This window comes from Acidobacteriota bacterium (genome assembly GCA_033549365.1).
In the GTDB taxonomy this organism is placed as follows: Bacteria; Acidobacteriota; Aminicenantia; order Aminicenantales; family Saccharicenantaceae; genus JAWSUF01.
The window spans coordinates 1-14,980 of record JAWSUF010000022.1 but is presented as its reverse complement, the minus strand read 5'-3'; the positions used below and the strand labels follow the sequence as shown (position 1 = coordinate 14,980).

Annotated in this window: 10 protein-coding genes and 2 pseudogenes; 11 read left to right on the top strand and 1 reads right to left on the bottom strand. The window is 43.0% G+C overall.

Annotation, left to right across the window (positions count from 1 at the left end; all coding sequences use genetic code 11):
- Positions 1 to 909 precede the first annotated feature (909 nt).
- From SCM96_15275 to SCM96_15225, 11 genes and pseudogenes are all read left to right on the top strand, one after another.
- Complete coding sequence (locus SCM96_15275; protein ID MDW7761986.1) at positions 910 to 2,244, top strand: radical SAM protein; 1,335 nt, start codon at positions 910 to 912, stop codon at positions 2,242 to 2,244.
- Positions 2,241 to 3,233 (top strand): ABC transporter substrate-binding protein, encoded by a 993-nt coding sequence (locus tag SCM96_15270; GenBank protein ID MDW7761985.1) that lies wholly within the window; start codon positions 2,241 to 2,243, stop codon positions 3,231 to 3,233. The genes SCM96_15275 and SCM96_15270 overlap by 4 nt, the downstream gene beginning before the upstream one ends.
- A 21-nt stretch (positions 3,234 to 3,254) precedes the next feature.
- Positions 3,255 to 4,208 carry a hypothetical protein gene (locus tag SCM96_15265; protein ID MDW7761984.1) on the top strand — a complete coding sequence of 318 codons (954 nt, stop codon included), beginning with the start codon at positions 3,255 to 3,257 and terminating at the stop codon, positions 4,206 to 4,208.
- Entirely contained in the window at positions 4,202 to 5,029 is an 828-nt protein-coding gene (locus SCM96_15260; GenBank protein MDW7761983.1) for an ATP-binding cassette domain-containing protein, read from the top strand. The genes SCM96_15265 and SCM96_15260 overlap by 7 nt, the downstream gene beginning before the upstream one ends.
- Positions 5,030 to 7,585 carry a hypothetical protein gene (locus SCM96_15255; protein MDW7761982.1) on the top strand — a complete coding sequence of 852 codons (2,556 nt, stop codon included), beginning with the start codon at positions 5,030 to 5,032 and terminating at the stop codon, positions 7,583 to 7,585. It begins immediately after the preceding gene.
- Entirely contained in the window at positions 7,582 to 8,940 is a 1,359-nt protein-coding gene (locus tag SCM96_15250; GenBank protein ID MDW7761981.1) for a hypothetical protein, read from the top strand. The genes SCM96_15255 and SCM96_15250 overlap by 4 nt, the downstream gene beginning before the upstream one ends.
- Positions 8,922 to 9,746, top strand: a complete 825-nt coding sequence (locus SCM96_15245; GenBank protein ID MDW7761980.1) for a hypothetical protein — start codon at positions 8,922 to 8,924, stop codon at positions 9,744 to 9,746. Before SCM96_15250 ends, SCM96_15245 begins: the two co-directional genes overlap by 19 nt.
- Positions 9,747 to 9,750: 4 nt before the next feature.
- Positions 9,751 to 10,275, top strand: a complete 525-nt coding sequence (locus tag SCM96_15240) for a hypothetical protein (protein MDW7761979.1) — start codon at positions 9,751 to 9,753, stop codon at positions 10,273 to 10,275.
- Positions 10,275 to 12,050, top strand: coding sequence for a sigma 54-interacting transcriptional regulator (locus tag SCM96_15235; GenBank protein MDW7761978.1), 1,776 nt, complete (start codon positions 10,275 to 10,277; stop codon positions 12,048 to 12,050). The genes SCM96_15240 and SCM96_15235 overlap by 1 nt, the downstream gene beginning before the upstream one ends.
- A 121-nt stretch (positions 12,051 to 12,171) precedes the next feature.
- Positions 12,172 to 12,378: pseudogene (locus SCM96_15230) on the top strand (transposase).
- A gap of 90 nt (positions 12,379 to 12,468) precedes the next feature.
- A pseudogene (locus SCM96_15225) lies at positions 12,469 to 12,963 on the top strand (transposase).
- A gap of 94 nt (positions 12,964 to 13,057) precedes the next feature.
- Here SCM96_15225 and SCM96_15220 read toward each other — a convergent pair.
- Positions 13,058 to 14,701 carry an IS1634 family transposase gene (locus SCM96_15220; protein ID MDW7761977.1) on the bottom strand — a complete coding sequence of 548 codons (1,644 nt, stop codon included), beginning with the start codon at positions 14,699 to 14,701 and terminating at the stop codon, positions 13,058 to 13,060.
- Positions 14,702 to 14,980 lie beyond the last annotated feature (279 nt).

The window sequence follows — 14,980 nt, the reverse complement described above, 5'->3', positions numbered from 1 at the left end:
ACTTCATGGGAATGGTAGGGTTTTGCGCCGGCGTCTGGGTCGGTTGGAGAAAAAAACGACCGCTCTTTTGGAATCGACATAATAGAATGGAGTAAAAGACTTCTGGAATAGGTTTTCCATCTGTGATTGGACGAAATACTCTTAGGATACGGCATATGATTGCTTTAGGTACTATGTTCGATACTCCGGATGGCGGAAAGACAGCTATGAAAGGTATCGGATATGATACTAACAATAGCGCGCTGGATATAGACTGTGATTCATTAATGAATTCTTGAGATTGGATATTTGGAGGAAAACATGGTTTTAACAGGGAAGCAATCATATTCAAAGACAAAATGCATTTCTGGCACAAATATTGCATTATTTTAATTTGGAGGATGAAGATGAACATGAAAAAATCTTTTTGTGATTACGAAGTGGAACTGAGAGAGGACAATTGCTCTCCGAGTGTTCTTGCCCTTTCCAAAGAAGCGTTTCTTGTGATAAAGTCAATCAGTGATTTTGAACCGCCTTCAATCGTTTTCCGTTCTCAAGAAAAGCCCGGCGTTTCAATGTGTGCCTACTCGAGTTCACATATCGATCGTTCTACCACAAAGTTGAGCTGTTGAAGAATTCTCAAGATGCAAGCTTGTGATTATCCGGTAAGATTGACGCATCTTTGGCGCTGGAAAGGGAATAACCTTGTTGTCCTCAGTGATGCGACTTTCAATTTGCGGAGGTTTGATTTAAACCCTTTCGGAGGGGTTGTTTGGGAATTGTCAGACGGTTCCAAATCCGTTGTCGAAATATGTGATTATTTAATAAAAGAAATGAGCCTTGATAACCCGCGTCATGTCCATGACAGTGTTCTTCATTTTATCCATCATTTGGAAAGCGAATGGTTGGTAAAAAGCAGGCGGGAACTCAATGAGTATTGCTGATAGAAAAAAGGATGTGCTGCTGGTTACCGGCCCTAGAGCGCCATGGGTGTCCCCGGCCTCATTTGAAGTTTCTGAAAATTCCTGTCCTCCCTTGGGAGTTCTATATGTTGCTCAATTCCTTGAGTTAAATGGAATATCCGTAGTGGTCGAGGATTTTTACAGATATGGGAAGAAGCCTTCAGATATCCTGCCGATTATCGATAGAAATAAGGCCCGAATATTGGGCGTCTCGACCAATACAGGAGGATATCCCTACGCGCTTTCTCTTTGCCGATTCGCGAAAAAACAGCATCCTGAAATCATAACCATTATGGGCGGAATACATCCCTCTGTCAGACCTCACGAGACATTATCCGACGATGCAATCGATTTCGTTGTAATAGGAGAAGGAGAGGAGACGTCTGTTGAACTTGTCTCCGCCTTGCTTGATAAAAGTATCAACAAAGACAAAATAATGAATATTAAGGGAATTGGGTTTAAAAATTCGGGTGCGATTATTGTCAATCAAGCAAGAAGCCCTATGGATATTGATTCGATTCCTTTTCCCGGCCGACATTTTATTCAACTTCCGGATTATTTACAAATGGGGGCGTTGATGGCCAGCCGGGGATGCCCTCATAAGTGTTATTATTGCAGCAGCGTGGCTATGAGCTCACATAAATACAGGTATAGGTCTCCGCAGAGGATTCTTGAGGAAATGAATTTGCTGAACAGTTTGTATAAGATTGTCGACTTTGAATTCTTGGATGACGATCTGACCGGCGATTCTGAAAAAATGCATGAATTATGCTCGCGATTGGCCACCTCAAAATTTCGGTGGGGGTGTCAGTCCGCGCTCAAGGATCTTGTTGCGGCTCCTGATTTGATATCCAAAATGATTGATTCCGGTTGTGCAAGCATTTTCTTCGGCGTTGAAACCGGCAATGAGAAAATGCTGAAAAAGATAAAAAGTATTTCTCGAAACGATGTTATCAATATGATGAAATATCTAAGGCAAAGAAAAGTTCATGTTTCTGCAAGTTTCATGATCGGGCATCCTTCAGACTCCAAGGAGACGATTAAGGATACGATCGATATGTTATTCCATTTGCGAGATCTCGGATGCCATACTCCGGTTTCGCTACTGGTCCCATTTCCCGGCAGTGCTTTGGCGAAGTCTCCAGATAAGTATGGGGTGCAAATCGAAACAGAAAATTACAGGTTTTATTATCATAACCAAGCGGTGATGAAGACGGAGAATTTCTCAAGAAAAGAACTGGAAACGATATATTTCGATATATTATATCGAATATCCTGTGAGAATAATGAGAAGGAGACATGATGAAAAAAAGCATATTTTTTGTTGCAATTCTGCTCATCATAACCTTATTGGTCAACGGGTGCAAAAAAAATGGACAGACCGATATTCCGATAATTGCCGTTGCTAATTATGGTGCTCACCCGATAATCGATACGACGATTAACGCCTTTAAAGAAAGGCTTGCTGAACTGGGCTATCGAGACAAAGAGAGTATTATTCTTCTTTGGGGAAGCGTTGACGGAAACCTTAATCTGGCCCCTCAAATGATTTCGGGGCTGCTTTCCAGAGGACCCGATGTAATGGTGGCAATTACAACTCCGATATCCCAGGCCGTCATGAAGAGAGCTCAAGGCAGAATCCCCTTGATTTTTTGTGGAGTAACGGACCCTGTTGGCGCGGGATTGGTTCCTTCTTGGGAAAACCATCCTGATTCCGGTGTCACCGGAACATCGGATCGATGGCCCTATGCTGAGCAGATGGATTTGATCAGACAGTTGTTGCCGGATGCGAAAAGAGTGGGGATACCGTTCAACTCGGGAGAAGCCAATTCGCAATATGCTTTGGAACAAATTCAAGCTTTGGCGCCGGATAAAGGATTTCATGTCATCACCGCCGTAGCGACGACTCCAGCGGATGTCTATAAAGCCGTAGACAGTCTTGTTTCACGCGGCGCCGAAGTGATTTATACCGGATCGGATAATACCGTCATGGCCGGCTTTCAATCCGTTTTGAAAATTTCTCATGAACGGAAAATCCCGGTTATTGTAGGGGAAAGCGCAACTGTCGAACAAGGAGGCTTGGGAACATATTCAGTCAACTACTCCGAGCTGGGCCGATCGACTGCGGATCTTGTTATAAGAATACTTAAAGGCGAGAAACCAGGTGAAATTCCGATTGTTACATTTAAAGGATCCCGTTTGATCTTGAATCCGGATGCGGCCCAAAGAATGGGAGTTGTGTTGAATGAGGAATTGTTAAGATCGGCGGAAATCGTTTATACGCAGCAGTGATTTTTCGATATCGGTTATAAGATGTTTTTTCCCCATCTTATGGCAGCCGCTCAGACTTTGGACACGGGGCTTGTCCAGGGGATGATCCACTCCTTGCTTGCATTGAGTGTGATCATTACTCTGCTGTCCCTGAATTTCCCGGACCTAACCATTGAAGGGAGCTTTCCTTTCGGCGCCGCCCTCGGTGCGGTTCTGCTTGTTGATGTCGGTTGGAATCCTGTGATATCGCTTGTGATCGTGTTCTTTGCCGGTTCATTGGCCGGCTTGTTAACGGGTTCTCTTCATGTGAAGCTCGGAATGAGCAAGTTGCTGAGCGGCATCAGTGTTGCTGCCATGCTCTATTCAGGAAGTCTTTTAGTTATGAGCGGCCGCGCTTCTGTTTCAATGCTGGACAAACCCAATTTCTTTTCGTTATCGGAAAAGGCTGACCTTTGGTTCAATTCTTTTCTTTCTGTCCCTTCGCGATACTTTCTTCATCCTGCGACGATAATTACGGCGGCGGCTGTCGTGCTTATTTTTTACAGCGTGTCAAATCGGCTCTTGAACTCTGAGTTCGGGGTTGTCTTGCGCGGCATTGGAATGAATGAATCTGGCATGCGATTCTACGGTCGAACTACAGGTGGTTATAAAATTGCAGGAGTGGCTTTTGCCAATGGGCTTGCGGCATTATCCGGATCGCTGGGATCCCAATTCCAAGGCTTCGCCGATGTGAATATGGGAATCGGTATCCTAGTTTCCTCTTTAGTGGCGGTGATGCTGGGACTTGAACTTTTTTCCAGGTTTCGAATATCTTTGAACAAACCGATCATGATCATATCCGCATCTCTTTCCGGTACGATCGTTTATCAGGTATTAATGTCGGGAATAATGGCGCTCGGCGCTCCTCCCATTTCGCTGCGGTTTCTATCGGGGTTTCTGTTGGTCGTCATCATCGCACTTGGGTCTAGCAAAAGGGAGATTGCATTCAAATGGTAGGTCCTTCTTTAGAGATTAGAAATGCCGGGAAGATCTTTTCGATGGGCGATGGCCGTCTTGTCCATGCTCTTGATGGATTCTCATTATCCGTTCCTGCCAATGGAGTTATCGCCTTGATGGGGCCTAACGGTTCCGGGAAAACCACCCTCTTGAGAGCTATTGACCGTTCTATAAAACTTGATTCAGGCGAAATCGCAGGGATAAGTCGGGATGACGAGGATACGGTCTCACCTTACCGCATTGCCCATATTTCACAAGATCCAGGCCATCGTACTTTCTCCCAATTGTCGATTGCCGAGCATTTCATGCTTGCGGAAATTCAGGGATGTCACGCTAGGCCATTTCATCTTGGTGTCAACAAATATCGTTTAAAGAAGTTTATTGAATTTCTTGAATACTATGGTCGGGACGATCTGATTCCTTTCTTGGAAAGCAGCCTTGATAAACTGTCGGGAGGCATGCGGCAAGCCGTGTCGATTCTTGCTAGTGCGATTCCCCCGTCAAGCGATGACACATTCGGATTGTTACTTTTATTGGATGAGCCCACGGCTTCTCTTGATAACAGCAACGAAAGGAAATGCATTGAGCTTATAAACAAGCTGCATTCTGAAGGGGCAACGATTCTGTTGGTAACCCACAATCCCTATCTTGCGGCAGAAATCGCAGATACAATAATATTTATGCATCGCGGTAAAAATTATCATGAGTTGAGAAAGGACGGAACGAATATCTCCGATGGAGGATCTCTGCATGAAAGAATAGCCCGAGTGATGCGGGAAATATTTGGCTTGCCCGATATGTTTTCTTCTGGAGAGAATTGAATGACAAAAAACATCAGCGGATTATATGAGAGCATAAAACATGAGCTTCTGCAGGCTCCCGGTGATGTGGTTGATCGTATAAAATGCTTGATGAATAGTCTAAACGCCGCATCCTTTGATTTGTCCAATGACAAAATTGTCCAAATCTGTTTGTGCTTTTTATATCTTAAGAAGAAAAAGGAAAAAGTTATAGATGCCTATGAAATAGGCAATAACGTTGTCCTGCCATGGTTCAGAAAAAGCAGCAGCAAATCTGAAATTCAAGGAAATGAAAAATTCATAGAATTCATAAATGGAGATTCCATTGGAGGGGTCGTTCCAAAAGACCTATACGAGTCAGTCAATAATTATCTAAAGAAAGTAATTCCTGAGGAACAAGAAGGATGGCATAAAGTCAAAGAGGGATGGTATAGCATTGATGCCAATAATGAGAATCCAAACATCCCTTCACGTATTGCTGTAGCAACTGACATTGGCATTGTAGATGTTCAGAGCCCTAGAGGTCAATATGGGATTCGAATAGGACTTTTATGTAAATCAACAACTGGCCTAGAAAAAAGTGATCATGAAGAAATATTGAATTTTATCAAAAAGCTGGGAGAACATGCCCTTGCATCAAACATCTCTGATATAGAAAAATGTTCTGTTTGTAATTTAATAAAAAAATGCCAAAATCAAACTGATAATAACGCTGATGAAGTAATTGGCCAAAACAATCAAATCGCTTGTATTTTATGTGCCATGTGGCACGATATATCAAGCCAGGCGATGGTCGTTCAAGCATATGGACAGAATGGTCAGAAAAATCTGACTATTTCTGAAAATATTATTCCTCAGATACTTATCCTGATTCGAGATGTCAAGGCTGGAGATAAGTCCCAAAAAGTACGATATTTTTGGTTTCCAAGTCAAATTAATGATCTAGTAGAAAGAAAAAAAAATAAAATTAAAAATATTAATTATCAAGACTTCTTACTAGAGATTAAGTCTAAAATCAATATTGGTTTTGTTGGAAAAGAACGAAATGTGTTAATGAATGGCTTAAAAGAAATGAAAAGAGAAACAGAGGATGCTTTTCAAGAAGAAATAAAAAAAGATTTACAACCGAATATTGACGAGAAATATAAAGATTTTTTTTTAAGCAAGCTGCGAGAAGAATTAGAAAACGAAAAAAACAGTTTTCCTGTAACTTATTCTTTAGCAAACATAGCCATGGATTTCAGTTCTGTAGAATTTATTGATGATTGGGCCAGAGACAAAAGGGTAAAATCGATTCAATTCAAAGATGCTGAAAACTCTGAAGGCTATCCACCCAGGTTACTTATTGCCGAACTGGTCTTGTTTGAAAACGTGTTTGATGAAGTATTATTTATTCCAATGTCGGCTCCCGCTGCATTTTCTAAAGAAGGATCCGCGGCGTTTGCTGTGACGATAATTGAAGCGGATTGGGTGATTTCATCAGAGGCAATTGCTATTGTTCAAAGCTTTGCAAAGATTTTATTTAACTATTTATTAATTGATATCCATAAGGAAATTGAAAATTCTTTTAATATTGATGAACACAATCTTATTATCGCAATAAAAAATCAGATATGTCGCATCTTGAGCACATCAGGGAAAGTGATTGAAATTGCAGGAAACGAAATAGATAAAGCCGAGATGTTTAATCCTTTTCTTGATTATAGTACGGCATTCTGGGTAAAGACAAACCCTAGTAACTCTAATCAGTTGCAGCTAAGCCTTGCAAGGATGATTGAAAAAAGCTTTTTTGCAGCCGGCAAAAAAGGAAAAAAAATGGGGTTTCTAGCTATGGAGGAGATGCTTGGTCATGAGGTAATTAAGGCATATAAACCAGTTTTTAATTCTATAAAATCAAACAAAGAAATTTATGCGCAATTGGCACTAACAGCTATCTTATATGGAATAATCCAATCCCCTTCAAATTTTGCGGAAGAGGAAATTAAAAAAATAGAAAAAGAAGAATTTAAGAGCTTAGCATGGAAAATTTATTTATTAAGAGATATATTTACAACATCATTTATCGAAAATACATTAGAAATAAATAGAAAACAAATTGACTGGCTTTGGAATTACTCTTTTAATATTACGGGTGACCTATTAATCCATGATAATTCGCGCTTAATAGTTAAATTAGTGCAAATACAATTAATATTACTGATTAATGCTTTAAAGCACTACAATAAAAGCATACTACCCGAATACTTCTTTCGATTAGACCACTCAAAAAAAATTATTCAATATCAAAATATATTAGCTGACAATCATGAAATTGGAAGCCCTGGATGCATAGAACTATCTTGGAATAAAGATATCGACGATTTGGTAATTACAGTAGAAAATATTGCAAAAAAACCCCCTCATGAATCAAATAATAAATGGGAAAGAGGAACTTATCAAGCTCTTGATTTAAGTTGCCAAGTCTTATATGAAATATTAGAAGAAAAATATGTTAGAGAAGAAGCAATAAAAGCATTTTTTGATGAAGCTAAAAACAAATTTAAATTCATTGTAAGAATAAAGGGGGCAATGAAATGAAGGAACATCTAATGCTGAAGCCTTCTCTTATTATTGTTGACGACATGACCGAGAGAATAACTAATATATTATACGCTTTAATGCAAAATAATTCGCTTGGCTATGAGTTAACCAAAGAAGAAATTGAAGAATTTTATAAAAATGTAACTTATAAATGTATCGGAAAGATTAGGGATAATAAAATTGTTGGTATCAACACTCATGGTATACATATTAATATGCTTGAAGAGTGTTTTAATGAATTGGAGGCCGGTCCTGCAATATGTTTTTTAGACATTGATCTGGCAAATAATCAACTAGATGACGCGGCAATGGAAAAAATTAGAGATATCTATGATGAGCATACTTGTCTATCTGAAATACACATTAAAGAGGCTGCAGCAACATATGCAGGTTTATTGTTTAATAAAGGATTTGGCCGTTTGCTAGTTTTAAACTCAACTAGAGGAAGAGGTAGGGGGCTAGTTGGATGTTTTAGAAATAGGAATGATTATTATGCTGCGCTATTTACTTCAGAAACGGAAGATGGTGCAAATAAACTGGTTAAGGAAGTATTTAAAGAATACAATGATCGTTATTTGCTTCACCCTTCCCCCGAAATAGCTGGAGTGCTTGGCTTAATACGGAGAGCCGTTTATGAAAGATGGGATACTGGTGTCCCTCATCCTTTTAATCATGACCTGTTACAAAATAAAGATGGTAAGGAAACACGTCATATTGAAGAAATTATGAGGCATTTTGACATTTCCACTGAATTGATTAAAAGTGAAAAAGAAGCAAATTGGAGTTCCATAAAGGGCCTTTTTATGGTTAGCCACGGTAATAATCAAATAGACCTCAGTGATTGTCGACGCATACTTTCTTCCGATATATTAAGAATAGTCTTGAATAATCTAAATATGGATGTTGAACTAATTGGAGATTTTCCCTGGCGCTTGCCAAAGTCGCCGGGAATTGCACTATTATTGGCACTAAAAAATCTTTTATATGTAAGTGAAAGACAAGGAGAAGAAGGGCCAAGTATAAAAATAAAAGGAGAAAAAGGCGATGAAATATTTAAAGGAAAAATTGAGCTCAAGTTTAAGAGGTTGTCTAATGGCAGCTTTTTTAACATAGAAGATTATGATCGCTATACTAAAAACAATGCTGAAAGACCTCAATATCATGATTTGAGCCGAGCTTTTTATGATTTACTAAGAGCTCAGGTCTTAATTGAGAATCCTCTTGCTAATAATATTGGTAATTATATAGAGTTATCGGCTTATATCTTAGGACTAAATACTCCTATGAAATATTACCAAGAAGAAATAGATGACTGTAATGTAGTGACAATTGAATGGGAAGCGATATGCTAGAAAACAATAAAGAAATAGCGGCTTATGATCATGCGGACACCTGTTTAAGAGAAATGATGAACTCTTGTAAGATTCCTGTAGAAACGATGCTAGCAAAGATTTGTCAAATAAAACTGGCCATTTGCCATGTTCATAATGAAAATGAATGGATGAATTTTATTGAAAAATCAAAACCGGGTTCAATACGAATCCGGACATCGACACAAGGGAGAGCGGGCCAAAAACACTATATTAAGGACAACGTTATTGTTCTTGAATTGCAGAAAGGCCATAATTTTAGATTAGGCGGTGTTCAGCAGCATGAGTGGGAATTCATAATTTCTGAACTTAAAAAAAATGGTATTGCTGAGCGGATTGTTAAAGGAGATGTCCCAAACAATATGATTTCTTATTTCGGCAATTTGTCTTTGGAAGTATTGCCGGCGCTTTCGATTCTCTGCCAAGGTTATCTCATGGTGCATTTCGCCGCTAATCCGAAGTTAACAAAGGATCTTAAAGTTAAAGAGTCGGAAGATTTGCTTAAACTTGCTGAATTCGCCCGAGAATATTCGTTTCCGCGTGAACTCCAGTCGCTTGTTGAAGAAGTCGAATCGCCTGACTTTTGGAATGTTTTCGATTCAGACAATAATGCCGATCTCACGAATCTTAGAGCAGAAATTATGAAAGATGTAAATAATGAGTGGGGAATGGACTCAATCAATCGGATTGCTCCGGTGATTAATCTGATTGAGCAATTAGGAAAGAGCATTCCCGCTCCTGAGTTGGTGATTGATGCCTATCTTGAAATCATAAAGAAGCTGAAATAATCAGATGACTAAAGATTGGCAAAGGCAAAGAGTAAACCTTAATCATTCATGGCTGAAAAACGAATTCATATGTCATTTGGAGGCTTTCCTTCAACGTAATGAACAAGATGCCCAAGATATGCGAAAAATGCAGGAATTCATCAATCAGGATTGGCCTAAATGGAAAGCGAATATTCTTGAGATAAAAAACCTGATAGATACGGCCGAGGAATACCTATCGCCCCGCAGGCTGTTTTCCGAACCACCTCTTAAAAACTGCCAAGTTCAAACAAAGGAATGGCTAATTGATCTGATTCACAAATTGTGGTTATTTAGAACGTCGACTGCCGAAATCATTGAAGAATCGCGAGCAGCATTCTTTTCATCATTACATTTATTTAAAAATACTAATGCGGCGATAGAAGAGAACATTATCCTGAGCAGGGAAAACTCCCAACTTCTTAAACAGATGTTTGAGAAGCTGCTCAATGATGTTCGCCGTCTTTCAACGTGTTTAGCTGCAATGCCTCACAAAATAAAGGTCGTTTAATGAAATTGCCAAGAATCCTAGTCATTGATGATCAACTTGGAGGTGTCCGAAAAAATAATCGCAATCGACTTAGAGAAAGCTTATGTTTTAAGGCCGGGTTAAAAGATATCACCGGGGATGTGACCAGCGAACAGATCGATAACCCAATTGCCGATGCGGTGTTTTGTCGAGGCCAGCGAATTGAAAACAACGTCATTCAAAATGATATATTAAGCACTCTGGGCGTCGTCAGAAAAGGTTGGCTGAATTGGCCGCGCTGGGCATTGCTGCTAGTGGATATGCATTTCATGACAGGCCCGATCAATGAGAACGGAGAGGCCGAGGGATATGAGGAAGACGAGAATCCTGAAAAATATTTCGGTCTAACCTTAATTGAACAAATCCGAAAAGATCCGGGGCTGTCTGATATCCCGATTGTCATTCTTACGTCAATGACACGTACGGAAATAGAAAAACGATTTGCCGACCAAGGGGTTATGGACTTTATCGACAAAACGGAGCTGACTCGGGAACGGCTCCACAAGGTAATCATGGATTGCGGACTTGTAGAAAGCGAGTCACTAATAGGTCGATCGACATCATTTCTTAAATGCCTGCGAGAGGCGAGGCAAAGAGCAAAGTTGGGACGCGACAATATCCTTCTGATTGGAGAGACAGGAACCGGGAAGGAAGTTGTTGCCCGCTATATTCACAACAGCTCATCCCGCAGGCTTAATCCGTACATTACGGTTTATACCCAGGGTGTTCCTGAAACTCTAATCGATGATCGGCTTTTCGGCCACGTAAAGGGCGCTTTTACGGATGCAAGAACAGACCGGGCAGGCGCCGCGGAGGAGGCACACGACGGAACACTTTTTATAGATGAATTCGGTGAAATACCGGCCACGATTCAAGCGAAACTCCTGCGATTGCTTGACAAAAACGTGAGAGAAAGTCAGCGCATGGGTGCTCAGTCCAGAGCTATACGAAAACTCGATTTGCAGGTTATTCTCGCTACAAATCGTCTGGATATCCTGAATGCGGATGATTTTAGAAAAGATCTTCTTTTCCGTGTTAGGGTGACAGATCCGATACGTATTCCTCCTCTTCGCGAAAGGAGAGAAGATATCCCTTTGCTTGCCGAACACTTTGTCCAAAAATATGAAAAGGCCTTTCAGCAAAGCCATGGGGCGGATAGCAGGAGCATAAGCAGCGATGCTATGGATTCGTTGGTCAATTCGGATTGGCCTGACAATGTGCGTGGGCTTGAACAAGCTATTGAATCTGCAGTTTACCGATTCCCGAAACTGCGGATTCTTTCCCCGAGTCATTTGCGCTTATCGGCTAATATATTCATGGCCGTGCCGGGGAAAAAATCGGATGAAAGTCCTTCTTCATCGCAACATGAAACAGAGGGCCTGGATTGTCTTTTAACAAAAATCGAAAGATATGATTTTGCCAAAAAATCAATAGAGAGCCAATTGGTTGGAAGATACCCCGTTCTTCAGACGTCTTTTGCCCGAGCGGCCGCCGGAATGCTGAAAGCCGCAATCATGATGACAAAACGACCGACGCCAAAAAACCCCGATGGGGATATCAAAATCCACCCTGCCGTAAAGATGCTCATGGGACAAGACGATATTTCCGCTTCTCAGGCAGCTGATATTATCAAACGTCTTCTGAATATTTCGACTTCCGATCACGAAGAAATCCTGAATGATCCTGTGTTGCGTCAAGCGTATGATACGGCGGTGCGTCTCAGACCTAAGCGACCTCAGAAGAAGAGAGGAAACTAAAAAAAGGACATGCCAAAGAAAGCCTAAGGTTCAAGTCGAGATCTGTGACCTGCCCCCCGGATCTTGGTTTATTCCGGATGCAACTTTTTAATAAAACCGGGCATTCGGAAAGAAGTTCGAAATGAAGAAGAAGTTCACAGAGGGGCAAATCGTCTTTGTTCTTCGCCAAGCGGAGAGCGGGACGCCTGTTGCGGATATCATTCGGAAGCTGGAGATCTCCGAGGTCACGTCCTATCGCTGGAAGAAGAAGTATGCAGGGTTGGGTGTTTCGGAGCTTTGCCGGTTGAGTCAGCTCGATGAAGAGAATCGCCGATTGAAGCGGCTAGTGTACAGTGATGTTTGCAATTTTACATAGGAGGTGGGCCATCGTAAACTCTCATTGGCCGCAAAACCGAATGAGAGGAGGAATATTACTACGATGGCCCAACAGCATTATAAGGCACTCTTCAAAAAGGCGCTATTGCAGTTCATCACGGAGACTGATCCCTTCCTGGCCATGCTCAAGTGGGTGATGACGGAACTGATGAGAATCGAGGTGGAAGCGAAAATCGGAACACCCAAAGGGAAGCACGCCAAGGACCGGACGACACATTTTTCGGGGACAAGAGTGAGGCGGGTCGATACCCGGATGGGAACGGTCTATCTTCTTGTGCCCAAGGTCCGGAAAGGCGGCTACGTTCCGTTCTTTATCTCGGAGAGACGCCGGTCTGAACAGGCCTTGATGGCCGTTGTTCAAGAGGCATTCATTAACGGGGTTTCGACCCGAAAGATTGAGCGCCTGGCTCATGCCATGGGTATTGAAAACATCTCCGCTAGCCAGGTTTCGGAGTTCAACAAGGAGCTCGATCATCATGTTGACGACTTCAGGGCCAGACCCTTGGCGGAGGAGTATCCGTTTCTCTGGATCGATGCTCTGTACCTGTCAGCCCCGACTTTCGCCAATAGTTTTTTCGGCAACTCGGAACTTATTGTATATCATGATGATAGCTCTTGTCTCGGTGTAGTACCTAAATGGCCTCGGGATCAAGCTTCAGGGCCGTTAGGAGCTCGCGTTCGGTGCTCTCCAGACGGCAGAGTTTCCGTATGGGTTGAGCGGATCCGGGATAATGATAGACAGCGCGACGGATGCCGCGGAGCGTCTCCAGGGCTCGGTCCAAGCCCATCGTCAGGCCGGCCTGACGGATTTTTCGATGGATGAGAGAGAGATAAAGCAGCGCCATGACGCAGGTCAGGCCGTGAACCCGGATCTTTGAGTCCGTCCAATGATACATCGGTTGCCAGCGGATGAGGTCCGGGCTCTTGGTTTGCCGGAAGGCGGCCTCGATCTTGTAGCGGTCCCGGTAAGTCCGGACGATGTCCTCCGTGCTCCAGTCCGTGTGATCGGTGAAGATGATGTTTTTACCGAAACGGGCCCGGTGGTCTTTCAGAACTTGGGGCCGGGTCCGGATCGACATCCGGTATCCGTTGTCCTTCGTGACCTGGACATCAAAGACCTGCCCGATGTGACTTTCGGCCAGGATGTCGTCAACCTTGCGTTGAATCGAGTTCAGGGTCGTCCGTCCGTCGGCCTGCGGAAGAGATCGCCGCAACTCTTGGAGTTTGTCCTTGGTTTTCCGGATCGTCCGGCTCAGCCAATGGATCTTTTTCCGATAGGTCCGGGGATTGAACGTCACGACCACCGCCCGCTCCCGGTCATAGAGAACGAGAGAGGTCCGGTAGATGAACAGCGGTTCATCCTCACCCTCCATCTCTTTGTACTCGGTCAAGGGAACTTGGCACAGGTCGGGATGATGATAGGTCGATTGCGTCCCAATGAACGACATCCAGGGGTTGGCATCGATCCGCGCGATGTTCTCCGGCGAGTTGCAGCCCTTATCGAAAACCATGGTCAGGTGTTCTTTTTTCCTCAACGCCCGCAGAAGATCCGCCATTTCGGCATAGGTTTGGAACAGAAGCTTGGAGTCATGGACCTGGGCCGGATAGAGACGGTGGAAGAGCGGGATGCCGTCCTCCCGGTTGCAGAGCAGGGCCAACCCGACATGACGGAGTTGGTGTTTCCCGGCCTTGGAATGGGCATGTCGAGCCAAATCGGAGACCGTCGCCGAACTCATCTGGGTGAAGAAGTTCGTCGTGTCGTACAGCAAGCAATCCAGAGAGACGTCGTAGAGCGAGACCACCTTGCGGGCGACTTCGTCTCCGATGGCTTGAATGTCCCCGGCCCGAACTTTGTCCATATGGTCCCAGAAGTTGGCCGAGTCGAGGGCATCCCCGTCGATGTCCCGGAACTCGTGGATGGCTGTTTTCTTGAGCCAGGCGCCCAAAGAGGCTTTGCTTTTGGGCTCGATGATCCGGTTCAGAACAATCAAATACAGATATTGGCCGACGCTCATGCCCTGGGCTCGTTTGTTGACGACCGAATCGACGATCTCCCGAAAGCCGATCTCGCGTTCGATGGACTCGACGACAGCCACGGAACCGAGCTCGAAGGTTTCGATCCGGGAGATTTCGGCGCCTTGAAGCCGGGCCTGGATCTTTTCGGCCGTCCCGAGATACTTCTGCCAAACGATCCGGGGTTTGCCGTTGACGCGCTTGGTTTCGGCCAGGTAATAGTAGGTACGACCTTTTATCTTTTTCTTGAGGATGTAAGGCATGCTCAGAGGTTATCATATTAGGTGCTACTTGTCAAGTATTATTTTCATAAATACCACATTATATTGTTGTTAGTATCAATATGCCACAACTTAGAGTTAGGTGCTACGTTGGCAGCTGCGTATGTTTTTGATTTTGCTTAAGTTATAGGAGGCTCATGGAATAATGGCGAAAGTCGGGTCAGCGGGCATGCAATAATCACCCCGAGATATAATCCGATTTTGTGTATGAAAGGAAAAGGAAAGAGCGTATCCTATGTTGGATTTTCCAATTCAACATGG

What these genes read in the sequence shown, in the direction of transcription:
- SCM96_15275 (MDW7761986.1), top strand. Translation starts at nt 910, where the DNA reads ATGAGTATTGCTGATAGAAAAAAGGATGTGCTGCTGGTTACCGGCCCT.
- SCM96_15270 (MDW7761985.1), top strand. Translation starts at nt 2,241, where the DNA reads ATGATGAAAAAAAGCATATTTTTTGTTGCAATTCTGCTCATCATAACC.
- SCM96_15265 (MDW7761984.1), top strand. Translation starts at nt 3,255, where the DNA reads ATGTTTTTTCCCCATCTTATGGCAGCCGCTCAGACTTTGGACACGGGG.
- SCM96_15260 (MDW7761983.1), top strand. Translation starts at nt 4,202, where the DNA reads ATGGTAGGTCCTTCTTTAGAGATTAGAAATGCCGGGAAGATCTTTTCG.
- SCM96_15255 (MDW7761982.1), top strand. Translation starts at nt 5,030, where the DNA reads ATGACAAAAAACATCAGCGGATTATATGAGAGCATAAAACATGAGCTT.
- SCM96_15250 (MDW7761981.1), top strand. Translation starts at nt 7,582, where the DNA reads ATGAAGGAACATCTAATGCTGAAGCCTTCTCTTATTATTGTTGACGAC.
- SCM96_15245 (MDW7761980.1), top strand. Translation starts at nt 8,922, where the DNA reads ATGGGAAGCGATATGCTAGAAAACAATAAAGAAATAGCGGCTTATGAT.
- SCM96_15240 (MDW7761979.1), top strand. Translation starts at nt 9,751, where the DNA reads ATGACTAAAGATTGGCAAAGGCAAAGAGTAAACCTTAATCATTCATGG.
- SCM96_15235 (MDW7761978.1), top strand. Translation starts at nt 10,275, where the DNA reads ATGAAATTGCCAAGAATCCTAGTCATTGATGATCAACTTGGAGGTGTC.
- SCM96_15220 (MDW7761977.1), bottom strand. Translation starts at nt 14,701, where the DNA reads ATGCCTTACATCCTCAAGAAAAAGATAAAAGGTCGTACCTACTATTAC.